This window comes from Actinoplanes sp. NPDC051633 (assembly GCF_040681735.1).
GTDB lineage: Bacteria > Actinomycetota > Actinomycetes > Mycobacteriales > Micromonosporaceae > Actinoplanes.
The window spans coordinates 15,577-29,751 of record NZ_JBFAZH010000006.1 but is presented as its reverse complement, the minus strand read 5'-3'; the positions used below and the strand labels follow the sequence as shown (position 1 = coordinate 29,751).

The window sequence follows — 14,175 nt, the reverse complement described above, 5'->3', positions numbered from 1 at the left end:
GGACAGCCCGGCGGCTGGGCAGAGGGGGTGACCCGCCGCCGCGCCGGCGGGTGGGTCACGGGACTTCAGATGGCTCGTATCCGGATGAGTTTGATCTTGAAGTTGGGTCGGGGATCGAAACCCGGTCGCCGGGTGGGGGAGGGGGCGAAATAGACTCTGCCGGGTTGCCGGCATGTCGGAGGGAAGACCATGGCTGCTATTTCGCGGGACGAGGTTGCGCATCTGGCGCGGCTGTCGCGGCTCGCGGTGACGGAGGAGGAGCTGGACCGGTTCGCGGGGCAGCTCGACGTCATCCTGCAGTCGGTCGCCCGGGTCGGTGAGGTCGCGGCGGACGACATCCCGCCCACGTCGCACTCCGTGCCGCTGACCAACGTGTATCGCGACGATGTCGTGCAGCCGAGCCTGAGCCAGGCCGACGTGCTGTCCGGCGCGCCCGACCAGGCCGAGGGCCGGTTCCGCGTGCCCCGGATCCTGGACGAGGAGGCCTGACGTGAGCGATGTCACGAGGATGACCGCGACGGAGATCGCGGGCCTGATCAAGCGCGGGGAGGTCTCCGCCGTCGAGGTGGCCACCGCCCACCTGGACCGGATCGAGGCCGTCGACCCGCAGGTGCACGCCTTCCTGCACGTCGACCGCGAGGGCGCGCTCGCCGCCGCCCGGGCCGTCGACGAGGGCGCCGACGCTGGGCCGCTCGCCGGTGTGCCGATCGCCGTCAAGGACGTGATCGCCACCCGTGGGGTGCCCACCACCGCCGCCTCCAAGATCCTCGAGGGGTGGCGACCGCCGTATGACGCGACCATCGTGGAACGCCTGAAGAAGGCCGGCACGGTGATGCTCGGCAAGACCAACATGGACGAGTTCGCGATGGGCTCGTCGACCGAGTACTCGGCCTACGGGCCCACCAACAACCCCTGGGACCTCGGGCGCATCCCCGGCGGCTCGGGCGGTGGCAGCGCGGCGGCGGTCGCGGCCTACGAGGCTCCGCTGGCGATCGGCACCGACACCGGCGGCTCGATCCGCCAGCCCGGCGCGGTCACCGGCACCGTGGGCGCCAAGCCGACCTACGGCGGCACGTCCCGCTACGGCCTGATCGCCTTCTCGTCCTCATTGGACACTCCGGGCCCGTGTGCGCGCAACGTGGCCGACGCGGCGCTGCTGCACTCGGCGATCGCCGGCCATGACCCGCGCGACTCCACCTCGATCCCGCAGCCGGTGCCCGACGTCGTCGCCGCCGCCCGCCGGGGTGCCGACGGCGACCTGACCGGCGTGAAGCTGGGCCTGGTCAAGGAGTTCACGGGCGACGGCTCCGAGCCGGGTGTGCTGAGCGCGTTCCGCGAGTCGCTGGAGGCGCTGGTCAAGCTCGGCGCCGAGGTGGTCGAGGTGTCGTGCCCGCACTTCGAGTACGCGCTGCCGGCCTACTACCTGATCGCGCCCAGCGAGTGCACCTCCAACCTGGCCCGCTTCGACGGCGTCCGCTATGGCCTGCGGGTCGGCGACGACGGCAACCGCTCGCTCGAGGAGGTCATGTCGCTGACCCGCGAGGCCGGCTTCGGCCCCGAGGTCAAGCGCCGCATCATCCTCGGCACGTACGCGCTGTCCAGCGGTTACTACGACGCCTACTACGGCCAGGCGCAGAAGGTGCGCACGCTGATCACCCGTGACTTCGAGGCCGCGTTCGAGAAGGCCGACGTGCTGGTCTCGCCGACCACGCCGTTCGTGGCCTTCCCGTTCGGATCGCGCACTTCGGACCCCTACCAGATGTACCTCGCCGACCTCTTCACCATCCCGACCAACCTGTACGGCGGCCCGGCGATCTCGGTGCCGTGCGGTCTGTCCGAGGGTCTGCCGGTCGGCTTCCAGGTGATGGCGCCGACGATGGCCGACGACCGGATGTACCGGGTCGGCGCCGCGCTGGAGTCGGCCGTCGGGACGCTGACGCCGCCATCGCTCTAGTCGGTCAGCTGCTGGAATCGGCGGCGCGGGCGCTGCCCGCGGCCGCCGAACAGCGCGACGGTGGGTGGTGGTTGCGGCACGCCGGCGACGGACCCTGGTGGTCGGGCGCCGTCATCCCGCACGGTACGCCGGGAAGCGTCGCCGCCGCGGAACGGTTCTATGCCGCGCACGGGGCGGTCACGCGGTTTCAGATCTGCGAGGACTGCCCGCCCGGTCTGGACGATCTCCTTGCCGGGCGCGGCTATCGGCGCGAATCGCCGGTGCTGCTGATGACCGCCCGTGCCGTGGCGCCGCTCGCTCCGGCTCCGGCTGTCGAGGTCACCGGCTCGGACTTCTCCGTCCGCCTCGACGGCGTGGTGGCCGGGCGGGGGCGGGCGGTCGCCGAGAACGGCTGGACCGGCGTCTTCGACATGGTCACCGCGCCGGCCGCCCGGCGCCGCGGCGTCGCCCGGCAGATCCTCGCCGCGATCGCCGAGTGGGCCGCCGCGCACGGCGCCCCACGGCTCTATCTCCAGGTCGAGGAGTCGAACGACGCCGCCCGCCGGCTGTATGAATCTGCGGGCTTCAGTCCACTCACGACATACCACTACCGGGTCTCGGCGCCGGCTTCGTCCGCCTGAACATCATGCTGCGCGTGAACCCGGCGGATTTCTGTCGGAGGGGCCGACTAAAGTTGCCTGCCATGAGCATCTCCACGTTGCCGTCCTACGACGATGCGATCAGCCGCTACGAGCCCGTGATCGGGCTCGAGACGCATGTCGAGCTGGGTACGAACACGAAGATGTTCTGCGGCTGCCCGACGGAGTTCGGCGCCGAGCCGAACACTCAGGTGTGCCCGGTCTGCCTCGGCCTGCCCGGGTCGCTGCCGGTGGCCAACCGCGCCGGCATCGAGGCGACCATCCGGATCGGCCTGGCGCTCAACTGCGACATCGCCGCCTGGTGCCGGATGGCGCGGAAGAACTACTTCTACCCGGACATGCCGAAGAACTTCCAGACGTCGCAGTACGACGAGCCGCTGTGCACCGATGGGTATGTCGACGTCGAGATCGACGGCGAGACCGTGCGGATCGGCATCGAGCGGGTCCACCTGGAGGAGGACACCGGCAAGACGCTGCACGTCGGCGGCGCCACCGGGCGCATCCACGGCGCGACCGAGTCGCTGGTCGACTACAACCGGGCCGGTATCCCGCTGGTGGAGATCGTGACCAAGCCGGTGCCCGGCATCGGGGCGAGGGCGCCGGAGGTGGCGCGGGCGTATGTGACCGAGCTGCGCGACATCATCCGCTCGCTGGGCGTCTCCGACGTGCGCATGGAGCAGGGCTCGCTGCGCTGCGACGTCAACACCTCGCTGAACCGGCCGGGCGAGGAGTGGGGCACGCGCACCGAGACCAAGAACGTGAACTCGCTGCGGTCGGTCGAGCGCGCGGTGCGTTCGGAGATCATCCGGCAGGCGGGCCTGCTCGACGATGGCGTCCGGATCATCCAGGAGACGCGGCACTTCCAGGAGGACACGGGCGCCACCCGGCCGGGCCGGTCCAAGGAGACGGCGACCGACTACCGCTACTTCCCCGAGCCCGACCTGGTGCCGATCGCGCCCGACGCGGCCTGGGTCGAGGAGCTGCGCGCGGCGCTGCCGGAGAGGCCGAGTGCCAAGCGGGCGCGGCTGCGCGAGGTGTGGGGGATCAGCGAGATCGACATGCAGTCGGTGGCCAACGCCGGCGCGGTCGACCTGATCGAGGAGACCATCGCGGCCGGTGCGTCCCCGGCCGGCGCGCGTAAGTGGTGGATGGGCGAGCTGGCCCGCCGGGCGAACGAGACCGGCGTCGAGCTGTCCGCGGTCGGCGCGACCCCGGCGCAGGTGGCCGAGCTGCAGTCCCTGGTGGACGGCGGCAAGCTCAACGACAAGCTGGCCCGCGCGGTGCTGGAGGGTGTGGTGGCCGGCGAGGGCGACCCGGCCGCGGTGATGGCGGCGCGCGGCCTCGGGGTGGTTTCCGACACGGGCGCGCTGCAGGCGGCGGTCGACGAGGCGATCGCGGCGAACCCGGACATCGCGGCGAAGATCCGCGACGGCAAGGTGGCCGCGGCGGGCGCCCTGGTCGGCGCGGTCATGAAGACGACCAGAGGTCAGGCGGACGCGAAAACGGTGCGGGAGCTGATCCTGTCCCGCCTCTCCTGACGATCTGCCGATCTGCCGATCAAGGACCCGAGCGTGGCGGGGTCACGCCGGTGCGCACGCTCGGGTCGGTGGTCGGCTCGGGCTCCTGGCCGATGACCTTGCGCTCCAGCGTCACCTGCGATTTGCCGGTGCCGCCGAGCTGGATGTCGTCGTAGGCCTTCAGCTGGTGCTGCTCGTCGAAATACAGCACCGACATCGCCACCGGGGTCGGCTCCGTGCTCTCCAGGCCGCGCAGGCCCGCGCCGCCCGTCGAGCCCTCCACCATCAGGCTCGTCGCGATCGCCTCGCCGTTGGCGGTGGGGGCCGGCGTCGGCGCGCCGGACGGCTGCGGCACCACGGCCAGCGGCGGCAGCACGCTCACCTGACGCTTGTGCAGGTGCCCGGCGAGCACCAGCGGCACCGATCCGGCGAGCGGCGGGGCCATCGCCGGGTCGTGCACCAGCGCGACGTCCACCTTGGTCTTCGACGCGCGGATCGTGGCCGCCAGCTGATCGCCGGCCTGCAGCAGCGGCGACGACGGCGGCTCGTCGGCGTTGCCCACCACCGGCGGCCGGTCCTCGGTGCTCTTGTCGGGCGTGAACTCGGGGTCACCGATCCCCGCGATCGTCAGGCCCTTGACGGCGGTCGTCGTGTTGTCGAGGACCACCGCGTTCGACTGCCGCCGGACCGCCGCCTCGGTGGCCGGCGAGTCGTGGTTGCCGCGCACGTAGATGTAGGGCGCTCCGATCTGGGGGATCTGCGACACGTACGTGTCCTCCGCGCTGCTGCCCCAGTCGACGATGTCGCCGGTGTCCACCACCGCGTCGATGTCGAACTGCTGCACCACGGTCCGGATGAGGTCCCACGACGACGGGTTCAGGTGCAGGTCGGAGACGTGCAGGATGCGGGTCGTATTGGCGGCCGGCTCGTAGACGGGCAGCGTCGACACCGTCGTGAAGATGCGGCTGACGTTGCTGACGATCTGGGCGAGCTGGTCCGCGTACCGGCCGTAGTTGTCCGCGATGCGCCGCGCGTCACCCACCACGGCCGGGGCGTTGACGAGCAGGCCCTCGTACCGCGGCTCGCTGATCGAGTCGGGCTGCGCCGTGCCCGCCGCCAGCCCCATGCTGCCGGCGGTGACGGCCAGGGCGAGGACGCCCGCCCACGCCACCCGGCGGACCCGGCGGAAGACCAGCGCGGCGAGCAGGAGCGACGTGATCACCGACGCGGCGAGCGCCCGCAGCGCGAGCCGCACCACGCCGCCGGTCACGTCGTCCACCGCACGCTGACCGGCCGCGCTGATCGCGGTCGGGTCGTCGATCAGCGCCTCGGTGCGCTCCGGGTCGAGCGAGCCGAGGTTGACCTTGAGGTGCAGGGGACCGCTGTGGCTGGCGAGGTGCAGGGAGCCGAGCGGCGGGATGTCCACCTCGGTGCCCCCGTGCAGGGACGGCTGCACCGACATCTCGGCCCGGAACGGCCCGACGGCGGTCTCGGTCTGCGCGAACAGCAGCGTGCCCACGGTCGTCCCGACGAGGCTGACCAGCAGGATCAGGACCCCGGTCCGGATCCGGCGGGCCCACTGGCCGCGTAGCGCGATTGTGGTGAAACGAACGATCTTGCGTAGAAAAGAGCGCATCAAGCGCTCACCTGCCCCCATGATCGGTCCGCCAAACCGGCGTCAACTTCGCCCGGCCCCGCCGTCGGAGAAGACCAGCCGCATGATGCGGTCGTCATCGGGTTTCGGCTCGCCGCCCTTCTCCTGGTTCGACGTGGTCACCCACAGCGAACCGTCCGGCGCGGCGGCCAGCGCCCGCAGCCGGCCGTACTCGCCGGTCAGCAGCGCCTGCGGCTGCCCGATCAGCGTGCCGTTGCCGGTGGTGGTGACCATCCAGACCCGCTTCCCGAGCAGGCACGCGGTGGCGATCATCCGGTCCAGGACAGCGACGCCGGAGCAGGACGAATCCTCGACCGGCCAGGTCACCAGGGGGCTGGTGAACTTGGCGTCGGTCGACTCGCCGTCCGCCGCCGGCCAGCCGTAGTTCTTGCCCTTGACGATCACGTTGAGCTCGCCGCTGCTCTTCTGATCGGCTTCACTGGCGTACATCCGCTTCGCCGAGTCCCAGGCGATGCCCTGCACGTTGCGGTGGCCGGACGACCAGATCGGCGAGGTCTTGACCGGGTTGCCCGGCGCGGGCTTGCCGTCCTTGGTGATCCGCAGGATCTTGCCGCCCAGCGATTTCGGGCTCTGCGCCTGCGTGCCGGCGTCGGTGCCGTCGCCGGTGGTCACGTAGAGGTAGCCGTCGGGTCCGAAGGCGAGCTGGCCGCCGTTGTCGTGATCCGATTTCGGCAGCCCCGAGAGCAGCACGCTCGGCTTGCCCTTGAGCTTCATCTTCGCGATGCGGTTGTCCTTGGCGGTGGAGTAGAAGACGTAGACCGTCTGGTCCGTCTTGTAAGCGGGCGACACGGCGATCCCGAGCAGTCCGCTGTCACCGCCGCTGACCACGTCGGTCAGCCGGGCCACCTCGGTGACCTGGAGGCCGTCGGTGTCCGTCTTGGGGCCGACCTGCAGGATCCGGGCGGTGTCGCGCTCGGTCACCAGCGCGCCGCCGTCGGGCAGGAACGCCATGCCCCACGGCACGTCGAGGCCCTTGGCCAGGACGGTGACCACGACCTCCTGCTCGGCGTCGCCCGTCCCGGGCGCGCCGCTGCCCTCCGCGCTCGGCGTCGGCAGGTTGGGCGGCTCGCCGGCCACGTCCGGGTCCGGTGGGCCGAAAGTGCACGCGGCACTCAGGGCCATCGTGGCAGCGAGCACCGCCGCCACACCGCGGACCCGTCGGGACGTCTGCGAAATCACCAGACCAGGGTAACGAGCCAGCCTGAAAGGCCGTGCCGGCTACCGGCCTAATGTGGGGAGCGTGAAGGTGTGGATCGCTCACCAGGTGGGCCGCGAGCTGCTCGGCCGCATTCCGGACACGGCGGAGATCGAGATCTGCCCGGACTCGGACTCGCTGCCGTCCGATCCGGCGGGCGTCGAATTCTGGGTGCCGCCGTTCCTGCCCGCCGCCCGGGCCGGTGAGCTGCTGCCGAAGATGACCGGGCTGCGCGCCGTCCAGCTGCTGTCGGCCGGCGCCGACACCTGGGTGGGACAGGTGCCACCGGGGATCGTGCTCTGCGACGCCCGCGGCGTGCACGACTCCCCGGTTGCCGAGTGGGTGGTGGGCGCGGCGGTGGGCGTGTTGCGGCAGTTCCCCAACTACGCCCGCGCGCAGACCGGCGGCGAGTGGACGGCTCAGGCGTACACCCCGACCAGGGAACTGACCGGGGCGCGGGTGCTGATCGTCGGCGCCGGCTCCATCGGGCACGCGATCGAGCGGCACCTGGCGCCGTTCGGGGTGACCGTCACCCGGGTGGCGCGCACCGCCAGGCCGGGCGTCCACGAGGTGTCCGAGCTGCCCGGGCTGCTGCCCCACGCCGACGTGGTGGTGCTCGTCGTCCCGCTCACCGACGACACCCGCGGCCTGGTCGACGCGTCGTTCCTGGCCGCGATGCCGGACGGCGCCCTGCTGGTCAACGCGGCCCGCGGCCCGGTGGTCGACACGACCGCGCTGCTCACCGAGACCGCGGCGGGTCGCTTGTCGGCGGCGCTGGACGTGACCGACCCCGAGCCGTTGCGCTCCGATCACCCGCTCTGGCGCCTGCCGAACGTCTTCATCACCCCGCACATCGGCGGCGCGGTCACCGGTCTGCTGCCGCGGGGATACGCGCTGGCCGGCGACCAGTTGCGCCGTTACGCCGCCGGGGCGGACCTGATCAATCAGGTGGTGGAGGGCTACTGACCGGCTGCCCGCCCGCGGCCAGCACGGCCTCCAGGTTCGCCGTGGTCACCCCGGTCAGCCGGAGCATGGTCCCACCGGTGAGTCGTGCGCTCACCCGGCCGCGCTCGTCGGGCACCAGCTCGTCGATCTGATCCCAGGGCACGTCGGCCGAGCCGAGCAGCGCGCGCACCCGCAGGTGGTCGGGGAAGACGTCGGTGCCGGCCCGCAGCGCCCAGATCAGCACGGCCAGGGGGATCAGCAGCAGCGGGGCGGTCGACCATCGCATGCCGGCGAGCGGCACGGTGCCGACCAGCGCGATCAACGCCGCGATCAGCAGGGCGCCGGACTTGCGTACGCGCAGAACAGGGCGGCTCACACCGGCAATCCTCGCACCCGGCCGGTTCGGCCGGGTTTCGCCCCCGAACGGGGTGCCAACCGTGCCGGCGTTTGACCGCAGCCGGTCCATACCCGACGATCCGAGCATGCGAAGGGTGACAACCGCCCCGTAACCTGATCGGGGGATGCACGTTAGCCGATGTGGGTGCATTGAAACCCTCGAATCGGAGGCCGTTGTGGCAGTGCCGCCGTCCGCGCACCGACCGGTCCGGGCCGGTTTCTTCGCCGTGCCCGGTGTCGCGGCGGTGGTGCTGGTGGCCGGCGCGCTGGGCATGCTGGAACCCCTGCCGGCCCTGGCCGCCGGTGTCGGCGTGGCCGGGCTGTGGGCGACGATCGTGCTGGTCACCGCCTCGCTGGCGATTCATCACGAGCAGCGCAGCTTCGAGTACTGCAAGGGCGCCGGGTTCATCGGCATGGCCGCGCTGAGCGCCGGGCTGGCCGCCATCGCTCCACAGGTGATCCACCACGACGCCGAGGCCTGGGCGACCGCCGGCCTCGGGCTGTCCGCGCTGTTCTACGTGCTCGGCACGATGCTGCTGCCCGGCGCGGCGACCTCGGTGCCGGTCCGGGTACGGCGTGCGTTCGACGGGCTCGGCCTGGGCGTCAGCCTCGGGTTCGCCGCCTACCTGAGCACGCCGATGGACGACACCCACCCGGTCACCCTGGTCGCCACGCTGTGCACCGCGGCCGCCGTGGCGATCGTGGTCGTCACCGTGCTGCGAGCCCGTCCGCGCCCGCGGGAGGCGCTGATCTGCGGCGCGGGGTGCGCCGCCGTCCTGATCGCACTGTGCACGGCGCTCAACCTGATCGCGAACGACAGGGTCGGACCCCTGATCCCACTGTTCGGGCTGTCGGTCGTCGTCGGCTTCGCGCTGTCGGCGTACGGCGGGAGCCGCCGCGACATCCCGCTGCCGAACGCCGAGCCACGTGAGCCGGACCAGTACCTGGCCAGCTATCCGCTGCTGGCCGTGCCGGCCGCGATCGGTGTGGTCGCGGCCCTCGTGCATCTGGTCACGCGCGGCGACTTCGACAGACGGGCGATCGTGCTCGGCCTGTCCATGGTGGCCATCCTGACCATGCGCGAGCTGCTGGTGGTGCGCGACATCCGGCACTACGCCGGGCAGCTGAAGGTCAAGGAGGCGCACTTCCGGTCCCTGGTGACCGGCGCCACCGACCTCACCCTGGTGCTCGACCAGGACCTGGTCATCACCTGGCAGTCGCCGGCCGCGGCACGGCTCTTCGGCCTGGACGACGCGCAGGTGGTCGGGCGCTCGTTCCACGAGCTGCTGCACCCCGACGACGCCGCCGAGGCCCAGGCGGTGATCCGCGCGGTCCTCGAGGGTGAGCACGCCGACGGCCCGCCGGCCCTGGTCAACGCCCGGATCCGCGACGGGCAGAAGATGTGGCGCGACACCGAGTCCACGGTGTCCGACCAGCGGTCGGTGCCCGAGGTGGCCGCGCTGGTGGTGCACGTGCGCGACATCGGCGAGCGCCGGCACCTGGAGCGTGCCCTGCACCGGCTGTCCTTCATCGACCAGCTCACCGGGCTGGCCAACCGCCGGGCGCTGATGCGTGACCTGCTCGAGCACCGTCGCCGCCCGGGACAGCAGGGCACGCTGCTGGTGATCGACCTGCACGGGCTGGCGGAGATCAACGACTCGAAGGGCCGGGAGACCGGCGACGCGGTGCTGATCGAGGTCGGCCGGCGGATCCGTAGCCTGTGCGGCGACGAGGACGTGCCGGCCCGGCTGGGCGGCGACGAGTTCGCGGTGCTGACCGCCGACGGTGCGGTGCTCGCGTACGCGCTGGCCACCCGCCTGGTCACCGCCCTGATGGAGCCCTATCAACTGCCCGGCGTGATCGTCGAGCTGCACACCAGCGTCGGCCTGGCCGAGCTGGCCGGCGGCAAGGACTCCGACGAGGTGATGCGGCACGCCGACCTGGCCCGCAGCCGGGCCCGGCAGCTCGGTCGCGACCGGGTCGAGTGGTACGACACAGACGTGGAGATCCAGCTGCACCGCCGGATGGACCTCGAGCAGCAGCTTCTGGACGCCGCGGACAACGGCGAGCTGGACCTGCTCTATCAGCCGGTGGTCGGCCTGCGCGATCGCCGGCCGGTCGGCGTCGAGGCGTTGCTGCGCTGGCGGCACCCCAAGCTGGGCACGATCATGCCGGCCGAGCTGCTGCCGATCGCCCGGGCCGTCGGCATCGCCGCCGACCTCGACGAGTGGGTGCTGGACACGGCCTGCCGCCAGCTCGCGACCTGGACCACGGCGGGCAGCGACTTCTGGCTGTCGATCAACGTGGCGCCGCGCGAGCTGCTGACGGCCCGGTTCCCGGAGCGCGTCGATCAGGTGCTGCGCCGCCACAACCTCGAGCCGGAGCGTCTGGTCGTCGAGGTGGCGGAGACGTGGATCGCCGAGGACGTGCCGGCGATCGTGGCGGCGCTGGCGGGCCTGCGCAAGCTCGGCGTCCGCGCGGCGCTCGACGACTTCGGCGCGGGCCAGGCGTCGCTGTCGCACCTGCGCCGCCTGCCGGTCGACGTGCTCAAACTGGACCGTGTCCTGGTCAACTCGCCGACCGAGGCGAACAACTCGGCGGTGCTCGGCGTCGTCGTCAGCCTGGGGAAGCGGCTGGGCCTGGAGATCGTCGCGAAGGGCCTGGAGTCCGAGGACGAGATCGAGCGGGCGCGCGAGGCGGGTTGCCTCTACGGCCAGGGCTTCGCCCTCGGCCATCCGGCTCCGGCCGAGCGGATCGAGGCCTACCTGGACACCCACCGGGCCGCCCAGGGCTAGAGAATCGACGGGTACGGGCGCTCACACCGTCCCCGGCGCACCCCGCCGGGCCGTCGTGGGTCACCCCCTCTGCCCACGCTGCGGGCTGTCCCGCGGGGACGACAATGGTCGCCATGAACGCATCCGACCGGACCGCCAAGTCGCGCCGCGTCTGGGACCAGAGCGCGCCCAGCTACGACCGGCAGATCGAGTTCCTCGAAAAGGTCTGGTTCACCGGTGGCCGCGAGTGGATCGGCGCCCGTGCGCGCAGGCGCGTCCTCGAGGTGGCCATCGGCACGGGCCGCAATCTGCCGCACTATCCGGCGGACGTTCCCGTCACCGGTGTCGAGCTCAGCCCCGCCATGCTGGACATCGCCCGGCGGCGCGCGTCGGCCCTGGGTCGTGCGGTCGAGCTGCACGAGGGCGACGCCGAACGGCTGACCTTCGACGACGGCTCGTTCGACACCGTCGTCTGTGCCCTGTCGCTCTGCGCCATCCCCGACGCCCGGGCCGCGATCGGCGAGATGCACCGGGTCCTGGCGCCCGGCGGCCGGCTCCTGCTGGTGGATCACATCCGCAGCAGCTGGCCGCCCGTCTACGCGGCGCAGTGGCTGCTCGAGCGCATCACCATCGCCACCGCCGGGGAACACTTCACCCGGCGGCAGCGGCCCGAGGTCGAGGCGGCCGGCTTCCGGATCGTCGAAGCCGAGCGCCTGAAGGCCGGCAGCATCGAGCGGATCCACGCGGTCAAGCCGTGACGCGCGCCGCCCGCCGGGCGCTGGCGGCCACGAACGGAATCACGGCGAGAGCCAGCACACCGCCGCCGATGGACAACGCGGCATAGCCCGCCGCGGCCATTACCACGCCGCTCGCGATGCCGCCGCCCGCGCCGGCCAGCGCCACGCACAGGTCGACCGCACCCTGGGTCCGGGCACGTGAGTGCAGCGGCACCGCATCGGTGATCATCGTGGTGCCGGCGACCAGGCCGAGGTTCCAGCCCAGGCCGAGCAGGGCGAGGGCGACGGCCAGCAGGGGTACGGAGCCGGCCGGTGCGACGGCCGACACCACGCCGGCGACCAGCAGGGTCACGCCGGAGGCCACGGCGACCGGGACCCGGCCGACCCGGTCGACGAGGATGCCGGTGATCGGCGAGGGCAGGTACATGGCGGCGATGTGCACCGCGATGACCAGGCCGGTGGCGTGCAGGTCGTGGTGATGGGCCTGCATGTGCACCGGCGTCATCGTCATCACGGCCACCATGACGAGCTGGGTGAGCACCATGGTCACGGCGCCGGCCGCGACGCTCCCGCCCGCGCGGGTGGCCGGCGCCGTGCCCGGGGTCTCGATGTCGGGAAGGGTCCGCGACACCAGCAGCGGGTCCGGCCGGAGGAAGACGAACAGGACGAGGCCGGCCAGGGCGTACGCCAGGGTGGCCATCAGGAAGGGGCCGGCGAGGGCGGGGATGCCCCAGCTCTCCGCGAGCGTGCCCGTCGGCGCGACCAGGTTGGGCCCGGCGACGGCGCCGAGGGTGACGGCGACCAGCACCGAACTGATCGCACGACCCCGGCGGGCCGGTTCGACGAGGTCGGCGCCGGCGTAGCGGGCCTGCAGGTTGGTGGCCGTGCCGGCGCCGTAGACCAGCAAGGACAGCAGCAGCAGCGGGATGTTGCCGAGGGTGGCGGCCAGCACGACGCCCGCGCCGCCGAGCGCACCCGCCGCGTACCCGGCGGTCAGCCCGGCTCGGCGGCCCAGCTGCTGGGAGATCCGCCCGACGGCGAGCGCGGTCGCGGCGGAGCCCGCGGTGAACAGCGCGGAGGGCAGCCCGGACAGGCTCGTGGTGTCGAGCATGTCCTCGGCCAGCAGGGCGCCGACGGTGACCCCCGCGCCCAGCCCGGCGCCGCTGAGGACCTGGGAGATCATGACCACCACGAGGGTCCGGCGGTGCAACGCCTCGCGGTTCACCCGGCCGGTGGTCATGTCGCCGGTGGTCATGTCGCCGGCGGTGGTGGCGCCGTGCTGCCTCTGGGCGTGAGGCGGGCCGCAACGGCCTCCTCGTCGATCATCGGGCGGCCGTCGATCGCCGCCAGGAGCTTGCGGGCGGCGTGGGCGCCGTACTCGGCGATGTCGCGACTCAGCGCGGTCAGCGCCGGGTGCACCAGGCGGCACAGGGGTGAGTCGTCCCAGGCCACGATGGACAGGTCGGCCGGCACCCGCAGGCCCATCTCCTGCGCCACCGCGAGGCCGGCGACCGCCATCACGTCGTTGTCGTAGATCACGGCCGTCGGCCGGTGCTCCGCCATCAGCAGGCGCCGGGTGGCCCGCCCACCTTCCTCGCCGGTGTAGTCGGCCGGCACGGTCACCGCCTCGTCGAAGCCGAGCGTCGCGCACACCTCGTCGTACGCCCTGGTCCGCACCTGGGTGTGCAGCAGGTCGGGCAGCCCGCTGATCCGCGCGATCCGGCGGTGCCCGAGCGCGGCCAGGTAGCGCACCGCCTCGCCGACCGCGCCGGCGTCGTCCGACCAGACCTGGGCGATCGAGCCCGTGTCGCCGGGGCCGCCGATCACCACCGCCGGGAGCTGGAGCTCCTGCAGCACCGGGATGCGCACGTCGTTGTCGCGCAGGTCCGTGACGAAGACGCCGTCCACCCGGCGCTCGCCCCACCAGCGGCGGTGCACCTCGGACTCCTGCTCCGGCGACTGCGTGAGCTGCAGCGTGAACGCGTACGACCGGGTCGCCAGCTCGGCCTCGAAGCCGCTGATCAGACCCATGAAGAACGGCTCGATGCCGAGGATCCGCGCGGGCCGGCACAGGGTCAGGCCGACCGCCTCGGCGCGGGCGCCGGACAGGGCGCGGGCGGCCCGGTTGGCGGTAAAGCCGATCTCGCGGGCGATGGCCACGATCCGCTCCCGGGTGGCCTCGGAGACGCCGGGTTGCCCGTTCAGGGCGTACGAGACCGCGCCCTTGGACACGCCGGCGCGTTCGGCGATGTCCGCGATGGTCGGTCGCTTCATGAGCCTCCTCGAAAGTGGAGCGCTCTCACGTTACAACCCGGTAGATCAATCTCACCAGGGAGTAAACGCT

Annotated in this window: 12 protein-coding genes; 7 read left to right on the top strand and 5 right to left on the bottom strand. The window is 72.3% G+C overall.

Annotated elements, in window-relative coordinates:
• Nucleotides 1-189: 189 nt before the first annotated feature.
• The 4 genes from gatC (at nucleotide 190) to gatB (ending at nucleotide 4,130) form a co-directional block, all read left to right on the top strand.
• A complete protein-coding gene (gene gatC, locus AB0M20_RS00970) occupies nucleotides 190-489 on the top strand; it encodes an Asp-tRNA(Asn)/Glu-tRNA(Gln) amidotransferase subunit GatC (protein WP_364291621.1) in 300 nt (99 codons plus the stop codon).
• Nucleotide 490: 1 nt separating this feature from the next.
• Nucleotides 491-1,954, top strand: coding sequence for an Asp-tRNA(Asn)/Glu-tRNA(Gln) amidotransferase subunit GatA (gatA, locus tag AB0M20_RS00965; protein WP_364291618.1), 1,464 nt, complete (start codon nucleotides 491-493; stop codon nucleotides 1,952-1,954).
• 71 nt (nucleotides 1,955-2,025) lie between these two features.
• Nucleotides 2,026-2,574 (top strand): GNAT family N-acetyltransferase, encoded by a 549-nt coding sequence (locus AB0M20_RS00960; protein WP_364291615.1) that lies wholly within the window; start codon nucleotides 2,026-2,028, stop codon nucleotides 2,572-2,574.
• Nucleotides 2,575-2,636: 62 nt separating this feature from the next.
• Nucleotides 2,637-4,130: an Asp-tRNA(Asn)/Glu-tRNA(Gln) amidotransferase subunit GatB gene (gene gatB / locus AB0M20_RS00955; RefSeq protein ID WP_364291612.1), complete on the top strand. Its 1,494-nt coding sequence runs from the start codon at nucleotides 2,637-2,639 to the stop codon at nucleotides 4,128-4,130.
• 19 nt (nucleotides 4,131-4,149) lie between these two features.
• On the opposite strand, the gene AB0M20_RS00950 is transcribed toward gatB, so the two are convergent.
• Both AB0M20_RS00950 and AB0M20_RS00945 read right to left on the bottom strand, forming a co-directional pair.
• On the bottom strand, nucleotides 4,150-5,745 hold the full coding sequence (locus AB0M20_RS00950) for a metallophosphoesterase (protein ID WP_364291609.1): 1,596 nt from the start codon (nucleotides 5,743-5,745) through the stop codon (nucleotides 4,150-4,152).
• Between the two features lie 42 nt (nucleotides 5,746-5,787).
• Nucleotides 5,788-6,906: a PQQ-dependent sugar dehydrogenase gene (locus tag AB0M20_RS00945; protein ID WP_364291630.1), complete on the bottom strand. Its 1,119-nt coding sequence runs from the start codon at nucleotides 6,904-6,906 to the stop codon at nucleotides 5,788-5,790.
• A gap of 118 nt (nucleotides 6,907-7,024) precedes the next feature.
• Between AB0M20_RS00945 and AB0M20_RS00940 the strand changes: the two genes are divergently transcribed.
• Nucleotides 7,025-7,945: a 2-hydroxyacid dehydrogenase gene (locus AB0M20_RS00940; RefSeq protein WP_364291606.1), complete on the top strand. Its 921-nt coding sequence runs from the start codon at nucleotides 7,025-7,027 to the stop codon at nucleotides 7,943-7,945.
• Here the strand turns inward: AB0M20_RS00940 and AB0M20_RS00935 are convergent.
• Complete coding sequence (locus tag AB0M20_RS00935; RefSeq protein ID WP_364291603.1) at nucleotides 7,920-8,300, bottom strand: PH domain-containing protein; 381 nt, start codon at nucleotides 8,298-8,300, stop codon at nucleotides 7,920-7,922. The two genes, AB0M20_RS00940 and AB0M20_RS00935, sit on opposite strands and share 26 nt — an antisense overlap.
• A 196-nt stretch (nucleotides 8,301-8,496) precedes the next feature.
• On the opposite strand from AB0M20_RS00935, the gene AB0M20_RS00930 reads away from it, so the two are divergent.
• The gene (locus AB0M20_RS00930) at nucleotides 8,497-11,115 is read left to right on the top strand and encodes an EAL domain-containing protein (RefSeq protein ID WP_364291600.1); all 2,619 of its coding nucleotides are present in this window, start codon (nucleotides 8,497-8,499) and stop codon (nucleotides 11,113-11,115) included.
• Between the two features lie 113 nt (nucleotides 11,116-11,228).
• Nucleotides 11,229-11,852: a methyltransferase domain-containing protein gene (locus tag AB0M20_RS00925; protein WP_364291597.1), complete on the top strand. Its 624-nt coding sequence runs from the start codon at nucleotides 11,229-11,231 to the stop codon at nucleotides 11,850-11,852.
• Here the strand turns inward: AB0M20_RS00925 and AB0M20_RS00920 are convergent.
• Nucleotides 11,842-13,086 (bottom strand): MFS transporter, encoded by a 1,245-nt coding sequence (locus AB0M20_RS00920; protein WP_364291594.1) that lies wholly within the window; start codon nucleotides 13,084-13,086, stop codon nucleotides 11,842-11,844. The two genes, AB0M20_RS00925 and AB0M20_RS00920, sit on opposite strands and share 11 nt — an antisense overlap.
• Nucleotides 13,083-14,105 carry a LacI family DNA-binding transcriptional regulator gene (locus AB0M20_RS00915; protein WP_364291591.1) on the bottom strand — a complete coding sequence of 341 codons (1,023 nt, stop codon included), beginning with the start codon at nucleotides 14,103-14,105 and terminating at the stop codon, nucleotides 13,083-13,085. The genes AB0M20_RS00920 and AB0M20_RS00915 overlap by 4 nt, the downstream gene beginning before the upstream one ends.
• Between the last annotated feature and the right edge of the window lie 70 nt (nucleotides 14,106-14,175).

Coding starts and splice junctions, on each gene's coding strand:
- gatC (WP_364291621.1), top strand. CDS start 190: ATGGCTGCTATTTCGCGGGACGAGGTTGCGCATCTGGCGCGGCTGTCG.
- gatB (WP_364291612.1), top strand. CDS start 2,637: ATGAGCATCTCCACGTTGCCGTCCTACGACGATGCGATCAGCCGCTAC.
- AB0M20_RS00950 (WP_364291609.1), bottom strand. CDS start 5,745: ATGCGCTCTTTTCTACGCAAGATCGTTCGTTTCACCACAATCGCGCTA.
- AB0M20_RS00945 (WP_364291630.1), bottom strand. CDS start 6,906: ATGGCCCTGAGTGCCGCGTGCACTTTCGGCCCACCGGACCCGGACGTG.
- AB0M20_RS00925 (WP_364291597.1), top strand. CDS start 11,229: ATGAACGCATCCGACCGGACCGCCAAGTCGCGCCGCGTCTGGGACCAG.
- AB0M20_RS00920 (WP_364291594.1), bottom strand. CDS start 13,086: ATGACCACCGGCGACATGACCACCGGCCGGGTGAACCGCGAGGCGTTG.
- AB0M20_RS00915 (WP_364291591.1), bottom strand. CDS start 14,105: ATGAAGCGACCGACCATCGCGGACATCGCCGAACGCGCCGGCGTGTCC.